At 33.3% G+C, this 17002-nt stretch carries 11 protein-coding genes; 6 read left to right on the top strand and 5 right to left on the bottom strand.

Annotation, left to right across the window (positions count from 1 at the left end; genetic code table 11):
* Window positions 1-63: 63 nt before the first annotated feature.
* The 4 genes from Q0820_RS09700 to Q0820_RS09685 are packed head-to-tail and all read left to right on the top strand — an operon-like array spanning window position 64 to window position 9824.
* A complete protein-coding gene (locus tag Q0820_RS09700; protein WP_298487378.1) occupies window positions 64-7728 on the top strand; it encodes a BspA family leucine-rich repeat surface protein in 7665 nt (2554 codons plus the stop codon).
* 4 nt (window positions 7729-7732) lie between these two features.
* Complete coding sequence (locus Q0820_RS09695; protein WP_298487376.1) at window positions 7733-8665, top strand: PorP/SprF family type IX secretion system membrane protein; 933 nt, start codon at window positions 7733-7735, stop codon at window positions 8663-8665.
* Window positions 8666-8675: 10 nt separating this feature from the next.
* Window positions 8676-9215: a hypothetical protein gene (locus Q0820_RS09690; RefSeq protein WP_298487374.1), complete on the top strand. Its 540-nt coding sequence runs from the start codon at window positions 8676-8678 to the stop codon at window positions 9213-9215.
* 12 nt (window positions 9216-9227) lie between these two features.
* A complete protein-coding gene (locus Q0820_RS09685) occupies window positions 9228-9824 on the top strand; it encodes a toxin-antitoxin system YwqK family antitoxin (RefSeq protein ID WP_298487372.1) in 597 nt (198 codons plus the stop codon).
* Here Q0820_RS09685 and Q0820_RS09680 read toward each other — a convergent pair.
* A complete protein-coding gene (locus Q0820_RS09680) occupies window positions 9804-11237 on the bottom strand; it encodes a PLP-dependent aminotransferase family protein (RefSeq protein ID WP_298487371.1) in 1434 nt (477 codons plus the stop codon). The two genes, Q0820_RS09685 and Q0820_RS09680, sit on opposite strands and share 21 nt — an antisense overlap.
* A gap of 101 nt (window positions 11238-11338) precedes the next feature.
* On the opposite strand from Q0820_RS09680, the gene Q0820_RS09675 reads away from it, so the two are divergent.
* Both Q0820_RS09675 and Q0820_RS09670 read left to right on the top strand, forming a co-directional pair.
* Window positions 11339-12751 (top strand): aminotransferase class V-fold PLP-dependent enzyme, encoded by a 1413-nt coding sequence (locus Q0820_RS09675; protein ID WP_298487369.1) that lies wholly within the window; start codon window positions 11339-11341, stop codon window positions 12749-12751.
* Window positions 12752-12761: 10 nt separating this feature from the next.
* Complete coding sequence (locus Q0820_RS09670; RefSeq protein WP_298487367.1) at window positions 12762-13568, top strand: PhzF family phenazine biosynthesis protein; 807 nt, start codon at window positions 12762-12764, stop codon at window positions 13566-13568.
* Window positions 13569-13753: 185 nt separating this feature from the next.
* Here Q0820_RS09670 and Q0820_RS09665 read toward each other — a convergent pair whose 3' ends face one another.
* From Q0820_RS09665 to Q0820_RS09650, 4 genes are all read right to left on the bottom strand, one after another.
* On the bottom strand, window positions 13754-14203 hold the full coding sequence (locus tag Q0820_RS09665; protein WP_298487365.1) for a hypothetical protein: 450 nt from the start codon (window positions 14201-14203) through the stop codon (window positions 13754-13756).
* Window position 14204: 1 nt separating this feature from the next.
* Window positions 14205-15041, bottom strand: coding sequence for a S4 domain-containing protein (locus Q0820_RS09660; protein WP_298487363.1), 837 nt, complete (start codon window positions 15039-15041; stop codon window positions 14205-14207).
* A gap of 74 nt (window positions 15042-15115) precedes the next feature.
* On the bottom strand, window positions 15116-16021 hold the full coding sequence (locus tag Q0820_RS09655; RefSeq protein WP_298487361.1) for a geranylgeranylglycerol-phosphate geranylgeranyltransferase: 906 nt from the start codon (window positions 16019-16021) through the stop codon (window positions 15116-15118).
* A gap of 9 nt (window positions 16022-16030) precedes the next feature.
* The gene (locus tag Q0820_RS09650) at window positions 16031-16969 is read right to left on the bottom strand and encodes a mevalonate kinase (protein WP_298487359.1); all 939 of its coding nucleotides are present in this window, start codon (window positions 16967-16969) and stop codon (window positions 16031-16033) included.
* Window positions 16970-17002: the final 33 nt, after the last annotated feature.

Raw genomic sequence — 17002 nt, 5'->3', positions numbered from 1 at the left:
TCAATTACAACATAAATCATAATAAAAAAAAAGCAACGTTACCATTCCATACATAAACCTACTATGATAAAACATATACTTACTACGCTCCTATTACTTTTTAGCTTTTGTGTTTTCGGGCAAGAATTTTCCTCTATCTGGAATACCAATAACACAGAAACAGGTTCTTCTGCTAACAACCAAATAACTATTCCTACCAACCCCGCATACACTACTTACAATTATGATGTAGATTGGGGAGATGGCTCTACAGATACTGGAGTAACAGGCAATATAACCCATGATTATGCAGCACCAGGGACCTATACAATTGAAATAAGCGGCACTTTCCCAGCTATTTATTTTAATGATGACCGGGCTAATGATAAACTAAAAATTATTGAAATATTGGCTTGGGGTGATATTCAATGGCAGACTATGGAGAATGCTTTCTTTGGTTGCTCTAATATGAATTTTGATTTAATTGATTCGCCAGATCTTTCTCAGGTTACTAGTTTAAAAAATATGTTTAGAGGAGGAACTTCATTCACCGGAATTGTGAATAATTGGGATGTTTCTACGATAACAGATATTTCAGGAGTCTTTGCTGAATGTTCAATATTTAATAGACCAGTAGATTCTTGGACTACTAATTCGGTTACCGATATGTCCGAAACATTTAAAAACACCTCATTTAATCAACCTTTGGATAACTGGAATACTTCATCTGTTACCAATATGAAAGAAATGCTTTATGCATGTGTAAACTTTAATCAAAATATCAATAATTGGAACGTTAGTCGAGTTACCGATATGTCTGGAATGTTCGTTGCGTGTAGGAGATTTAACCAACCGCTAAACAATTGGAATGTTAGCCAAGTAACCGATATGAATTTAATGTTCTTTAGAACCAACGATTTTAATCAGGATATAAGTACATGGCAAGTTGGCAATGTAACCAATATGTACCGGGCATTTCATGAGTCTGCTATTAGCTATCCAATGAATGATTGGGATGTTTCTGCTGTAACCAACATGCAACAAATGTTTGCCGACACACCAAATTTTAATCAGCCTCTAAACAATTGGAACGTTTCTTCTGTAACAAATATGTCGCAAATGTTCCAATCTGCCAGAGTGTTTAACCAACCTTTAAACGACTGGGATGTTTCTGCTGTAACCAACATGTCACAAATGTTTGCTGCATCTACAAGTCCAACTTCCTCTGCATTTAATCAACCTTTAAATAATTGGGACGTTTCATCAGTTACTGATATGTCTTCTATGTTTTTCAATAGCAGTACATTCAATCAAAATATAAATGATTGGAACGTATCGTCTGTTACGAACATGTCTGGAATGTTTAGAAATGCAGATGCATTTGACCAACCACTGAATAATTGGAATGTCACTAATGTAACTAACATGCAATCCATGTTTTTACAAAACGACAGTTTTAACCAACCCTTAAATAGCTGGATAACTAGTAGCCTTACTAATATTTCTTCAATATTTGCTAGCTGTTCAATGTTCAACCATTCACTTGATAGTTGGGATGTAAGTAGTGTCACCAATATGGGAAGTGCATTCAATAATGCCGCCGCGTTCGACCAAAATCTCGGTATTTGGGATATAAGTGCCGCAACAAATATGGGTAATATGTTGTCCAATAGTGGTATTTCACAAGAAAATTATGATGATATTTTAATAGCTTGGTCAGCTCAAGCTGTAAATACTGGAATAAATTTAGGTGCAACAAACCTACAATATTGTGATGCCCTAAACCAACGTCAAAGTTTAATAGACAATTATGGCTGGACAATCTCTGGAGATGCGGTCAACTGTTCGTATGTACTTTGTACCGATATTACCATGCCACATGCAAGTGACACGGCTACGCCTGCGAACAGTGATATTAGATGGGATCCAGCACCTAATGCTACGGGATACCGCATTTACTTGGAATTAGAAAGGGGTGGAGTAAGAAGTTTTGTTAACATTAATGGCTCTCCTGCGAACAACCTTGATGTAGGAAATACTGTTGGCATCAGCTTTACCAACGAATTTGACCCGGGAGATATCGTTTATGTAACTGTTGTACCCTATAATGACGAAGGACCAGCAACTGGGTGTCAAGAAACTAGCTTTACAGTTGTAGAAAGCTGGGCAAATAGAACAGATGTTTTTAAAATTACGATTGATACTAGAAATTTAGATACCAGTTCTTCTGCAGCAAATCAATATAGAATAGAACTAAACGATGGCTATCCTGACTATTTAACATACGACTTTAATATTGATTGGGGAGATGGACAATATGATAACAATGTATCTACCGACATAACCCACACCTATTTAAATCCTGGCATTTACACCATTGCAATTATTGGAGATTTCCCTTCGTTCCGTCAAGAATCAAGCAATAGAGATAATAAAAAACTTATTTCAATGGACCAATGGGGAGACCAGATATGGCAAAGTATGAATCAGGCCTTTTACTTCTGCGAAAATATGGAGTATAATGCTACAGATGTACCAAACCTAACCCAAGTAACAGATATGTCTCGAATGTTTAGGAGAACTTATCTATTCAATTCTAATATAGATAATTGGGATGTCAGTAATGTAACCAACATGTCCAATATGTTCTATCAAGCAAGTATTTACAATCAACCCATGGATAGCTGGGATGTAGGAAATGTCACCTCAATGCCAAATATGTTTAACAGTGCAGTAGCCTTTAATCAAAATATAGATAGCTGGGATGTAAGTAACGTTACAAACATGGAATATATGTTTGCTAATAATGATGCATATAACCAACCATTGAACTCTTGGAATGTAGGTAATGTAACATCTATGAGGTCAATGTTTCAAAGAGCCGACGTATTTAATCAACCTTTGGACAACTGGAATGTTATCAATGTTACCAGTATGGAAGAAATGTTCAATTCAGCTGAACTTTTTAATCAAAATATAGATAATTGGGATGTAAGTAATGTGATTAACATGAGAGGCACATTCAATACTGCTAGGGCTTTTGACCAACCATTAAATTCATGGGTAGTCAATAATGTTACTAACATGGATTCTATGTTTAGTAATACATCTGTATTTAATCAGTCCTTGGATAATTGGGACGTAAGTAACGTAACTAATATGAGAAGTATGTTTAGTGGTTCTAGGCTCTTCAATCAAGATATTGATATTTGGAACGTAACAAATGTTTTAAACATGTCCTATATGTTCAGTTATGCATCTGCATTTAACCAGCCCTTAAACAATTGGGACGTTAATTCAGTAGTAGACATGTCTGCGATGTTTAGAGGCTCAGGTACATTTAACCAACCTTTAAATAACTGGAATGTAAGTGCCGTAGCCTATATGATAAGTATGTTTGAAGATGCAACAATGTTCAACCAACCTATAAATACATGGAACGTTAGTTCGGTTACCTTAATGGAATCGATGTTCGAAGATGCTGCAGCATTTAATCAGCCCTTGAATAATTGGAATACAGCCGTGGTAACCAATTTTGAAGCCATGTTTAAAAACGCTCTAGCATTTAATGAACCAATATCCAATTGGAATACTGGTGAAGCATTAACCATGCAAGAAATGTTTATGGGAGCTTCTACTTTTAACCAAAACATTGACCCTTGGGATGTTTCTTTTGTAACTACAATGCAAGCTATGTTTAATGGAGCTACAGCCTATAACCAAACTATGAACTCTTGGAATGTAGCTTCTGTAGCTACTATGGAAGATATGTTTAAAGATGCCATAGCCTTTAATGAAAATATTAGCGATTGGAATGTACGAGGAGTAATTACTATGGAAGAAATGTTTAGCGGCGCAACCACCTTTAACCAAAATATAAACAATTGGCGTTTGTCTGGCGTAAACAATATGGACTATATGTTTAGCAATGCATCGGCATACAACCAACCTATGAATTTATGGAATTTAGGTACTGTAAGCATGCGTTCTGCTTTCTATAATGCCATTGCTTTAAACCAAAGTTTAGCAGAATGGGATGTAAGCAGCGTAACTGATATGCGAGATATGCTAGATAATACGGCATTGGTAAGAGAAAATTACGACAACACCCTAATAGCTTGGTCAGAACAAAATTTGACTCCAGGTATTACCCTTGGTGCAGAAGGCCTACCCTATTGCGATGCGCAAGAAGAAAGACAATCTATGATAGACAATTTTGGATGGACATTTAACCAAGATGTTCGCGATTGTCCCATACCAGATTGTACACTATTAACCTCTCCGCTTAATGGCGATACAGATGTACCGGTAAATACCAATATTACTTGGGAACACGCTTTATACGCAGAAGGATACCGCTTAACAGTAGGCACAAGCCCAGGAGGCAACGATATTGTAAATAATGCCACTATAACCAATGAAACCTCATACGAGTTTGCATCCGATTTCAATACTGGAGATGTAGTCTACGTAACCTTAATTCCTTTTAATACAGAAGGAGATGCTATTGGTCCATGTACCGAAGAAAGTTTTACTATATCTAACAGCCCAGCAACCATTCCTGAATGTACCAATTTAACAGATCCCTTACATGCCGCAACAAATGTTCCAGTAACCACAGATTTAAGTTGGAACCCAATTTCTAATGCAGATGGTTATAAAATAACTGTTGGCACTTCTACTGGCGCAAGCGATATTCTTAATGCTGAAGATGTTGGAAACATTACTACATATGACCTTACAACGGATTTACCTGAAGACAGTGATATTTTCGTGACTATTATTCCTTACAACGATGAGGGTGATGCCACAAGTTGTACCGAAGAAAGCTTCCATACAGAAATAATTCCTGTACCACCAGTTTGTACAAATTTAACAACTCCATTGAATGGTGCAACTGACGTACCTATTGATACGCAATTAAGTTGGACAGCGGTATCTAACGCTACTGGATATTTAGTAGTTGTTGGAACTACTTCTGGTGGAATTGAAGTAGTAAACAATATTGACGTTGGTAATTTTACCACATATAATATTCCTGGAGATTTACAAGAAGTTAGGATGCATTACGTAACTATTATTCCGTATAATGCAGAAGGTGATGCAACAGGTTGTATAGAAGAAACCTTTACTACAGGAGATTCTACGAGTCCACCGTCATGTACAAGTTTATCTGCGCCAATACATGGAGCAACTGCAGTTGCCCCGGATATCAATTTAACATGGGCCGAAATAACTTCTGCTACGGGGTACAAATTATCCGTAGGTACGTCTTCAGGCAGTTCTGATATTTATTCTGGAGATGTTGGAGATGTTTTAATTCACGATCTAACTGCTGATTTACCTGAGAGCACTACTATTTATGTTACGGTAACCCCATATAATAGTAATGGGGATGCTATTAGTTGCTCTGAAGAAAGTTTTACAACAGACGGAGTGCCTCTATGCACTACCTTATTAACACCCAATAATGGAGCTACAAATATACCTGTAGACACAAATATTGAGTGGAACGCAAGCGGTAATACAGATGGTTACAAACTAACTGTAAACGCAAGTAGCAGTACTGGAAATAATGTAACCAATTTTGATGTAACCTCTGGTACTACTTATACCTTTGTAAATGATTTTGAAAGAGGAGAAACTGTTACGGTTACCATTATTCCTTACAATGCTACAGGAGATGCTATTGGATGCACCTCGGAGAGCTTTACTATTATTCCTCCTCCAGTACCAACGTGTACTACTTTAATAACACCAACAGCAGGAGCTGTTGATATTGCTCCAAGCACTAATTTAGAATGGAACGCAAGCACAGATGCAGACGGTTATAAACTTACCGTTATGGCAAGTAATAGCACGTTAAACAATATAACAAATGTTGATATTACTTCGGGTACCACATATAATTTCGCTGATGATTTTGAACAAGGAGAAACTGTTACCGTAACCATTATACCATATAACTCCGTTGGAGATGCTATTGGGTGTACTTCGGAAAGTTTTACAATAAAACCTGTGCCTACTTGCACAACTCTAAGTTCACCAGCAAATGGTTCTATAGATATTGCAGTAGATTCTGATATTATCTGGAATACTGTAACAGATGCCACTGGTTATAAAGTATCTGTAACCGCTAGTAGTAGCACCGCAAACAACTTAACAGATTTTGATACTACAACTACATCTTATGATTTTGCTAATAATTTTGAACAAGGAGAAACAGTCACAGTAACCGTTATACCATATAATGAAGTTGGGGATGCTATTGGGTGTACTTCGGAGAGCTTTACAATTAAACCTGTACCATCATGCACAAACATAACTCTACCAGTTAATGGTGCTATAGATGTTGCTATAGATACTAATTTAGAATGGAATGCTATTGCTAATGCTACAGCATATAGGTTAAGTGTTTCTGCTAGTAGTAGTACAACTAACAATGTTACAAATTTTGATACTACCGCTACAAACTATAATTTTTCTAATGATTTTGAACAAGGAGAAACCGTTACGGTTACTATAATACCATATAATGAAGTTGGCAATGCTATTGGGTGTACTTCAGAAAGTTTTACCATTAAAACTGTACCATTATGTACTAACCTTATTAGCCCATTAAATAGAGCTGTAGTGGCAAATGTTAATGAAATTTCTTGGAATGAAATTACGGATGCAGATGGTTATACAATAAACATTTCTGGAAGCAGTACTACGGCAAACAATGAAACCGATTTAGTAGTTACTGGAACCACACATACTTTCGCAAATGCATTTGGCCCAGGAGAAATAGTAACAGTTTCAATAATACCATATAATGAAGTTGGCGATGCCATTGGGTGTACTACCGAAAGTTTTACGGTAAGACCAATTCCTCCTTGTACAAATTTAGTATCTCCATTAAACAATGCAACTGAAGTTTCGGTTATGACTGACATTTCTTGGAATACAAGTTTTGATGCAGATGGATATAGAATTTCTGTAGGTACTTCATTAGGAGGTAACGACATTGTTAATAATGAAGACGTAGCTTCTTTAACCAATTATACTTTTGCCGAGGATTTACCTTCCGAAAGTTTAATTTATGTTACCATTACACCATACAATACATCTGGAAGTGCTATTGGATGTATTTCTGAAAGTTTTGAGACGGAAATAACAGTTCCTGAATGTTCCCCATTATCTAGCCCTTTTAATGGCGAAAATGATGTTCCTTTAGAGAGTACCATTTCTTGGGAAGAGGTAGAAAAAACAGATGGATATCGCTTATCCATTGGCACAACTCCAGGAGGAACAGATATAGTTAACAGCCAAGAAATGGGTAGTGAAACTAGTTACACACCTAATCAAGAATATCCTTATGATACACAAATATATGTGACAATTACTCCATACAATAGTAAAGGAGATGCCATACAATGCGAAGAACAATCTTTTACCACCATTATTCCTGAAGATGAAACTAAATATGGGTTTTCACCAGATGGTGATGGAGTAAACGAATATTGGCACATAGATAATATTGAGTACTACCCAGAAAATGTAGTGATGATCTATAACAGATGGGGAGATGCTGTATTTGAAATAAATAATTATGATAATAATACAGCCGTTTTCCGAGGTCAAGCAAATTTAAAAACCAAAATGGGCGCTGGAAAATTACCAGCAGGCACCTATTTCTTTAATATTCAAATTGAAGGAGAAACCATTCTTAAAAAAACAAAAGGATTCTTAGTTCTAAAGCGTTAATCCAATGAAATTAAATAAAAATATTGGCACGCTAGCACTAGGTGTTATACTGTCACTTGTATCTTATAGTTCTATATTTGGGCAACAAACGCCCACTTTCACAGAATATAATTATAATCCTTTTATCCTAAATTCTGCCTACGCAGGTTTAACCGAAAACACAGAATTTTCTATGAGTAATTCTGGTTTTTTTAATCAGTTTGATGGTAGTCCTAGAACATTTTCATTAAGTGGTCATGGGTCTCTTAACCGCAATAAAGTAGGTATTGGAGCAGGAGTAATTAGAGATGAAATTGGGGTAACAACTTCAACAAGTTTTTTTGCTTCATATTCTTATAAAATATTTTTTGATTTTAAAAGCAATAGACCCTATTGGCAGCTTTATGATGCTGGTGTACTTTCTTTTGGTATTACAGCTGGCTTGCAACAATACCAAGACAATTTAACCCAACTAGGAATTATTGGCGACCAAAATTTTGCTCAAGATATTAATGGTTCTATACCTACTATTGGCTTAGGATTTCTTTTTAACCATGCCTCTTTTTATGTAGGAGTTTCTACTCCAAATATTTTAGGTGATGCATTAGCAACAGACGATAACATAAATTTAAATAGTCCGTATTATGGGTATTTTGGGTATCGCTTCTTTAATAATCGTTTTCAAGATTTAATGATAAAGCCAAACGTTTTATTAAAGTATGAAGATGGCGTTGCATTACAAGCAGATATTAATGTTGCGGTAAGTTTTAGAAATAAATTTGAAATTGGTACTGGATATAGAACCAATAACTCCATAAATATTTTAGCTGGTATTTATTTGTTTGATAATGTACGCGCTATTTATAATTACAATCTTGCAACTAATGATTCTCCTCTAGGAAATACGCATGGATTAATTATAAGTTATCAATTTGGAGATGGTTACGCTATAGATTAAAATTACTACTATGATTTTAAAAAAAATAATAATTGGATTACTAATACTTAGCGCAATTATTATTGTTGGCTCTTTTTTTTTAGTATTTAGGACAAAAACCAAAGACTTATCTACTAAATACCCCTATAATACTATTATTAATAAAAGTTTAAAAACCAAGCAAGAATGCTATATAACCATACATAAACACGCTTTAGAAAACCCTTATATTTTAGATTTGACTAATTCTAATTTTTATGAGACTTCGGATCCAATTTATAAAATCCCAATTGGAACAATTTTAAAAATAGAAAGTACTAAGGCATTTACAACACCTGTTAGTGGATCTACCCACTGTATGGTGCTAGGTAGTGTATACCTTAACGAAATTAAAGAAACTGTAAAATTTGAGTTTTTCTGGGGAAAAAATCCTACCTACGGTCTTTATGACCATGATGATAACTACGATATATACCCTCTTGCTCCGTGGCAAGAAAAACCATTGCCTTTTAAGTATTTTTGGGATGGTAAAAAAGAGCCTCATGATTGGGAAAAATGGAATGCTAATTAATAGACTTTTACATTGAAAAAATACATATTCTTGCTTTTAGTTACTTTTTTGTTAATCCAAGGTTGTAATACATCAAACAAAGAAAAAAATGGTGTTACCGTTTCCTATGAAAAAGAAACTATTGATGTAAAAGACTTTTTTGAAGATGGAAGTGTAAAATTCACTGGACAACTAATCAATAATAAAAAAAATGGAAAATGGGTTCGCTATTATAGCAATGGCAACATCTTTAAAATAGAAACTTTTAAAGAGGATATTTTAGACGGAGAGTGGAAAGCGTATCATAATAATGGACAATTGTATTTTGGTGGAAATCATTTAAATAATAATAAAGATGGTATCTGGAAACACTATGCAAAAGATGGCACACTAAAATATGTTAGAATTTACAATACCAAAGGAGCCACTGGAGAATGGAAAACCTATTATGATTCTGGAGAAATAGCAAACGTAGAGAATTACCAAAACGGAAAACCCAACGGCACATGGACTTCTTTTTACAAAAACGGTAAAATTCATGATCAAGGAAATTATCTAAATGGTAAAAAAAGTGGTCCTTGGAAAATATACGATGATAAAGGTTCTTTATTAAAAACTACTATTTTTTAAAAGTTCTCCTAATTCTTTCAAAGCCTTTTCGACTTTAGTATTCCACAGTAAACCATAACTCAGGCGCATACAATTTTGGTACTGGTTTTGTAAAGTAAATATAGTCCCCGGACTAAATACCATACCCTTCTCTTTTGCCATATTAAATACCTCTTTTACGTTTATTTTGGGGTTAAGTTCTACCCATAAAAGAAAACTACCTTTCGGTTTTGTTACTCTAGTATCTTTTGGAAAATATTTTGCTATGGTAGTAATATATTTTAAGCTATTAGCATGTAATGTTTGTCTTAATTTTCTTAAATGATAATCGTATCTTCCTTTCCTTAGAAAATTAGCAATTGCTTCTTGTGTAATTGTTGTTGTAGAAGAAGATAAACAAAGTTTTAATTGTAATATTTCTTTTAAAAACCTCCCTGGTGCTACCCACCCTACACGATAACCACCTGCTAAAGTTTTAGAAAAGGACCCCACCCATAGCACTAGCCCACTATCATCAAAAGATTTACATGTAGTTGGCCTATTTTTTCCGTAATAAATTTCTCCGCAAATATCATCTTCTATTAGTGGTATTTGGTGCGCTTTAATAATTTCTACTATTTCTTTTTTATGAGAATCGGGCATAATACTCCCAAGTGGGTTATTAAAATTAGATATTAAAACTATAGCCTTAACATCTTGCTTTTTCAATACTTCCTTTAAAGCACTCAAGTCCATCCCAGAAGAAGACTCTGTTGGTAACTCTATGACACGTAAACCCAAAGTATTTGCCAATTGCAGTATTCCAAAAAAAACTGGGCTTTCAACAACGATAGTATCTCCTGGGTTAGTTACTGCCATTAAAGATAAAGACAGCGCATTTGTACAACCGGCTGTAATAACTATATCTTCTTCTTTTAAATTTCCTCCCCATAATAGAGTTCTTTGCGCTATTTGTCTTCTTAAGTTTTCACTACCTTGTATTGTATCATAATAGGTTCCACCTGCTTTTAAATGTATTATTGTCTCATGCATTGTTTTACTCAGTTTGGCAACTGGTAAAAGCTCCGGAGCTGGTACTCCTAATGAAAAATTAATAATGTCTTTCTCATTTATAGTTTGATAAAAATCTATAATTATTTCTGCTTTACTTTTATGAGAAGCTTTAGAATTAGGGGTAGTCTTTTCAGGACTCTTTAATAATTTGTCTTTTGAAAAAAGAACATAATAACCGGAACGAGGTTTAGACTCTATAAGGCTTTTAGCTTCTAAATTATAGTAAGCCTGTAGAACTGTACTTATACTAACTCCATACTCTTTTTGTAGAATACGTACAGAAGGTAATTTATCTCCAAATTTTAAAACTCCGCTATTAATTTGTTCCTCTATTGCCGAAGCAATATTGGTATATAAAAAGGTTTTGTTTACATTTTTCATTTTAAAATAATCATCTGTACTGGTTAAAATTACAAAAACTGAATCTGTTATGGTGTTTTTATTTAAAACATCTTTGATAAGAATTATTACAATCTTTTAGTATGGAAAAAAAAGTTACAATTCAAGATAAAATGTATAACGATATACAAGACGTTAATATATACCAAACCGCTCAAAAGAAAGGATATGAATATTTAACTACTATTTTTAATAGAAATGTTTATCCTACAAAAAAAGCCTTAGAGGGTTTAAAGAATTTTGATGAAGAAATGCCAGAAAATAGTTCTAATGCACATACTGTTTTAGAAAACTTAAACACATTTGGTTCTCCTGCAACCGTAGCAAATATGGGAGGCAGGTACTTTGGTTTTGTATGCGGTAGCTCTGTACCAGTTGGGCTAGCTGCCAAAAACTTAGCTACTTATTGGGATCAATCGCCAACAATGAATGTGCTATCTCCTATTGGTTCAAAACTAGAAACCGTAGTTGAAAATTGGTTAAAAAATATATTTAATCTACCAAAGCAAACTGTTGCTGGTTTTGTAAGTGGTACATCTATGGCAACTTTTTGCGGATTAGCCGCTGCCAGATATCGTTTACTAGCCAACCAAGGTTGGAATATTAATGACCAAGGATTTTCTAATGCACCAAAAATTAGAGTAATAACCGGAAAACATGCGCATTCTACTGTATTGAAAGCTGTTAGCTTGTTAGGTTTTGGAAAAAACAATATAGAGTGGGTAAATGTTGATGAGCAAGGGAGAATACTACCTCATTTAATACCAGAAATGGATAATACAAGCTTACTTATTCTACAAGCGGGCAATGTAAATAGTGGCTCGTTTGATGATTTTGAACAGATATGCAAAAAGGCCAATAAAGCTGGAGCATGGGTGCATATTGATGGTGCTTTTGGAATGTGGGCTGGAGCCGTAAACCAACTTAAACACTTAACAAAAGGTACAGAAAAAGCAAATTCTTGGGCTGTAGATGGGCACAAAACATTAAATACTCCGTATGATAATGGCATTGTTCTTTGTGAAGATAAAGAAGCTTTAATGAGTGCCTTACATATGTCTGGTAGTTATATTGTAACAAGTAAAGAGAGAGATGGGACTTTTTATACGCCAGAAATGTCCAGACGAGCCAGAATTGTGGAGCTTTGGGCCATTCTAAAATATTTAGGCAAAAGTGGTATCGATGAGATGATTCTAGGAATGCATAAAAGAGCACAGCAATTCGCCAACGAATTAAAAAATGAAAACGGGTTTACCGTACTAAATGATGTTGTTTTTAATCAGGTAATGGTCTCTTGCAAGACAGACGACCTTACCGATAAAACTTTAGTTAGAATTCAAGAATTACGAGAATGCTGGGTTGGCGGTTCTATTTGGAAAAACAGAAAAATAATTCGTATTAGTGTTTGTTCTTGGGCAACAACAAAAGAAGATGTAACTAAATCTGTACATTCTTTTAAACAGGCATTACGAGAAGTTCAAAAAACACACTTATAGCCAAATAAACATGAAAACCTATATTGTTAATTCATTTACAAATGAACCCTTTAAGGGCAACCCAGCTGGAGTATGTATTACAACCGAAGAACTAGAAGCTGATATAATGTTATCTATAGCTAAAGAGTTAGGACATTCAGAAACCACTTTTGTATTTCAGCAAAACGAAAACGAATTTTTAATTCGTTTTTTTTCTCCAAAAATGGAAATTCCATTATGCGGCCATGCCAGTTTAGCAGCATCAAAAGTTATTTTTGAACAAAACCAAAGTCTTAATATCATTCAGTTTACCAATATTCAAAATTTAAAGCTAAAAATTGAAAAAAACGACGACAATACTATCCAAATGGAATTTCCCAAGTATGCTACAATTCCATTTACGGTTTCTAACAATTTATTAAGTGCTTTAGGAATAAAAGAAGTAATTAATTGCGTTTATAATGAAGAAACTAAAATTATGTTGCTTCATATAAAAGATTGTATTGTTTTACAAAACTTAACTCCAAATTTTGAAGCTTTATACAAATCGCATGATTCCATAAATGGAGTTCTTGTTACCGCATTATCCAATAAAAGTGATTTTGATTTTGAATCGAGATATTTTTGGCCTTGGAGTGGTACCAATGAAGACCCTGTGACTGGAGCTACACATACTTTTTTAGCGCCATATTGGGGAGCTATTTTAGGAAAAACAAAAATGAAGTCTTTTCAATCCTCCAAAAGAACTGGATTTTTAGAAGTTAACCTCCTTGCTGAGGATAAAATGAGTATAACAGGTTGTGCTAAAATCGTTTTAGAAGGAAAATTAAAACTCTAGAAAAGACAAAACCGATAAAAATATCGGTCTTAAGGCTTGCTTTTTTATGCTCTTAACTAATTAAGTAGCACTGCAAATATCTAGATTTTATACTATTGTAAAGTTATCTTAAGCTTAGGTTATGGTTACTTTATTTATGATCAATGCTTTTTTTATCTATAATTATTGTAAAGTGACTTACTTCTTTATTCTGACTTTTTTATAATAGACAGAAACACATTTAAAAAATAGATGATTTGACCTATAAAAAATAAAAAAAAGGAAAGCACATAATCTACTTTTAAAAAAGCTGTATTAGTATAATATCTAGGTTCTTGTTGAAATATATTAATGGGGAGAATAATTCGAAATAACCCTATTAAGCTAAATACTACATTAGCTATAGTTAGCCAATCTATTAATTTTATACTAAACTTAGATAGCACCCAATACCCTAGTCCGCATAATCCAAACCAAATAAAAAGGAGATTACACACATGTCTGTGTGCAATTACATAATAAGTATCATGCACGTTAATATCTAATGTAGTATCTATTAAGTAACATTGCGAATACAAAGTATACACTAAAAACATAAATGCCAATCCCCATAAAGTTATAAATGGCTTTGCTTTTATATTTTGTATAAATTTCATCTTACTTAATCATTCCCAAATTAATAACTTCTTGGTCTGTTAAATACCTCCAATGCCCTCTTGGTAAATCTTTTTTTGTTAAACCAGCATAAGCTACTCTATCTATCTTTTCTACTTTATAATCTAGTTCCTCAAAAATACGTTCTACAATACGGTTTCTAGAGCTAAATATTTCTATTCCAACTTCTCTTTTTGGAGCGTCATCTATAAAACTAATATCTTGCACTCTAACAACCTTATCCTCAACAGTTAACCCTTCTTTAATACGTTTTAAATCTACACTTCTTAAATCTCTATCTAAAACTATATGATAAATTTTACGAAGTCCGTTTATAGGGCTTTTTAATCTTTTGGTTAAATCTCCATCATTGGTAAAAAGCAAAAGTCCTGTAGCATTTTTATCCATTTTATCTATAGGTAATAGTTTAGCATCAGATGCAGCAGAAATAAGTCCGGCAACATTACGCCTACCTCTTTCATCTCTTACGGTAGTAGAAAAATCTTTGGGTTTATTTAAAAGTACATATTCTCTTTTAATTGGGTTTAGCAAACGGCCATCAAACTTAACCTCATCGGTTAGTTTTACTTTGTAACCCATTTCTGTTATAGGTTTTCCATTTACCGTAACATTCCCTGCAGAAATATAAATATCGGCATCTCTTCTAGAACATACGCCAGAGTTTGCTACATATTTATTTAAACGAATAGAGTTTGGGTCCGATGGCTTCTTTGGTGCTGCTTGTTTTTTAGCAGGACTATTACCATACGTTTTTTTCTTAAAAGTTCTATCACCCTTTCCTGAAAACTTCTTTCTATCATTTGAACCTGACTTTGCCATACTAATAATTTTTTGCAAAGGTATATAAATGGATGTTGCCTATATAGTTATACTTAAAAAATAAAATCTTTAAACTATAATATCCTGTTTAATACCAAATCAATATCAATTAATAGAATACTAAAAACACCTACTATAATAATAAATTTTAGAATATTATGAAGCCACACAAAGTGTTTTTTTAAATGTGCTTTTAATAATAACACTAGAAATAAAATTAATAATACAACACAAACTATAAAATAAAGATTCATGTAACCAATATTAAATTGTGTTATTAATGATAGGGACGGTATTAAGGTTAATAAAATTAAAGTTGCAATTAAAAATTTTGACATTCTTATGCCATACAAAATTGGAATAGTCTTATATCCTTGCGCAATGTCTCCTTTCATACTTTCTAAGTCTTTAATCATTTCTCTTGCTAAGATTAATAAGAAGAGAAACATGGCATGTACAAAAATTACATTTTCAAAGTTTTTATAATACACAAAAACTGCAAAAAAAGGGGCTATTGCTAGCGTTGCCGAAATAAAATTACCTACAAAAGGGATTCTTTTTAGTTTATGAGAATAAAACCAAATACCAAATATATATGCTGAAAAAAATACTACTGCCTTAAAGGACACATAGCTAGCAGCAAAAGCTGCTAAAAAATTTAATATAAAATAAGTAGTTAATTTAAAACGCTGACTTACCAGCCGATCTAACATTGTTTTTCTTGGTTTATTTATTAAGTCTTTTTCCGAATCGTAAAAATTATTAATAATATAACCACTTGCTATAACTAATGCTGATGCTAGAATAATAATAAACAAATCTATATCTAAAACTACTTCTCTAACGCGTAAATCTGGTGCTAAAATGTAAATAGAAGCTAAATATTGCGCAAGAACTACCATTAAAATATTGTAGCCACGAACAACAGAAAACAAACTTAATAACTTAAGAAATAGTTGTTTGTTTTTTTTAGAAAGCATGTGTTGTATTTAGAAGTTATAAACCACTTCTAATTGATGCCCTTTAAGTGCTTTTTTTGCTTTATTTATATCTTGTGTAAACCCTAAAATATAACCACCACCACCAGAACCACAAAGTTTTAAGTAGTAATCGTTTGTTTCAATTCCTTTTTTCCAAAGGCTATGAAATTTTGTAGGTATCATAGGTTTAAAGTTATCTAAAACAACATGCGATAGTTGCTTTAAATTACCAAATAAAGATTTTACATTACCATTAATAAAATCTTCTACACAAGCATCGGTATGTTTTATAAATTGGTCTTTTAACATACTTCTAAAGCCTTCACTTTTCATTTTATCCATAAAAAGTTCTACCATAGGAGCTGTTTCTCCAATTATACCACTATCTAACAAAAATACCGCGCCATTACCTTCTTTATTCTGAGAAGGAATACTGGTAGACTCTATATTATTCTTAGAATTTATAAGGATAGGTAAGCTTAAATAACTATTTAATGGGTCTAAACCAGAAGATTTACCATGAAAAAAAGACTCCATTGTTCCAAAAACAGATTTTAGAGTTAATAATTTTTCTCTAGTTAAATTCTCTAATACTGTAATTTTATTAGTTGCATATTTATCATAAATGGCAGCAACTAAAGCGCCACTACTACCAACCCCATACCCTTGCGGTATAGAACTATCAAAATACATTCCTGCTTCTACATCTTTAGTTAGAGCCTTAAAATTAAAAGAAAATAATTCTGGACTCTCTTTTTGTATTTTCTCTAAGTATGTAGCAAAGTTCTTTAAATGAACATTAGATTCTATTGCTTCTTTTGATGGATTTTCATCCATCTTTAAGGCTCCCTTGAAAAAATTATAAGGTATTGACAAACCTTTGGAATCTTTTATGATACCATACTCGCCAAACAATAATATTTTAGAATAAAAAAGGGGACCCTTCATAATTTTAATTTATAATTAGTAATGAAAAATTAA

This window comes from uncultured Maribacter sp. (genome assembly GCF_947495965.1).
Lineage (GTDB): Bacteria > Bacteroidota > Bacteroidia > Flavobacteriales > Flavobacteriaceae > Maribacter_B.
The sequence above is the reverse complement of the archived record's forward strand: the minus strand, read 5'-3'. Positions and strand labels throughout refer to the sequence as shown.

What these genes read in the sequence shown, in the direction of transcription:
- Q0820_RS09700 (WP_298487378.1), top strand. Translation starts at nt 64, where the DNA reads ATGATAAAACATATACTTACTACGCTCCTATTACTTTTTAGCTTTTGT.
- Q0820_RS09695 (WP_298487376.1), top strand. Translation starts at nt 7,733, where the DNA reads ATGAAATTAAATAAAAATATTGGCACGCTAGCACTAGGTGTTATACTG.
- Q0820_RS09690 (WP_298487374.1), top strand. Translation starts at nt 8,676, where the DNA reads ATGATTTTAAAAAAAATAATAATTGGATTACTAATACTTAGCGCAATT.
- Q0820_RS09680 (WP_298487371.1), bottom strand. Translation starts at nt 11,237, where the DNA reads ATGAAAAATGTAAACAAAACCTTTTTATATACCAATATTGCTTCGGCA.
- Q0820_RS09675 (WP_298487369.1), top strand. Translation starts at nt 11,339, where the DNA reads ATGGAAAAAAAAGTTACAATTCAAGATAAAATGTATAACGATATACAA.
- Q0820_RS09670 (WP_298487367.1), top strand. Translation starts at nt 12,762, where the DNA reads ATGAAAACCTATATTGTTAATTCATTTACAAATGAACCCTTTAAGGGC.
- Q0820_RS09665 (WP_298487365.1), bottom strand. Translation starts at nt 14,203, where the DNA reads ATGAAATTTATACAAAATATAAAAGCAAAGCCATTTATAACTTTATGG.
- Q0820_RS09660 (WP_298487363.1), bottom strand. Translation starts at nt 15,041, where the DNA reads ATGGCAAAGTCAGGTTCAAATGATAGAAAGAAGTTTTCAGGAAAGGGT.
- Q0820_RS09655 (WP_298487361.1), bottom strand. Translation starts at nt 16,021, where the DNA reads ATGCTTTCTAAAAAAAACAAACAACTATTTCTTAAGTTATTAAGTTTG.
- Q0820_RS09650 (WP_298487359.1), bottom strand. Translation starts at nt 16,969, where the DNA reads ATGAAGGGTCCCCTTTTTTATTCTAAAATATTATTGTTTGGCGAGTAT.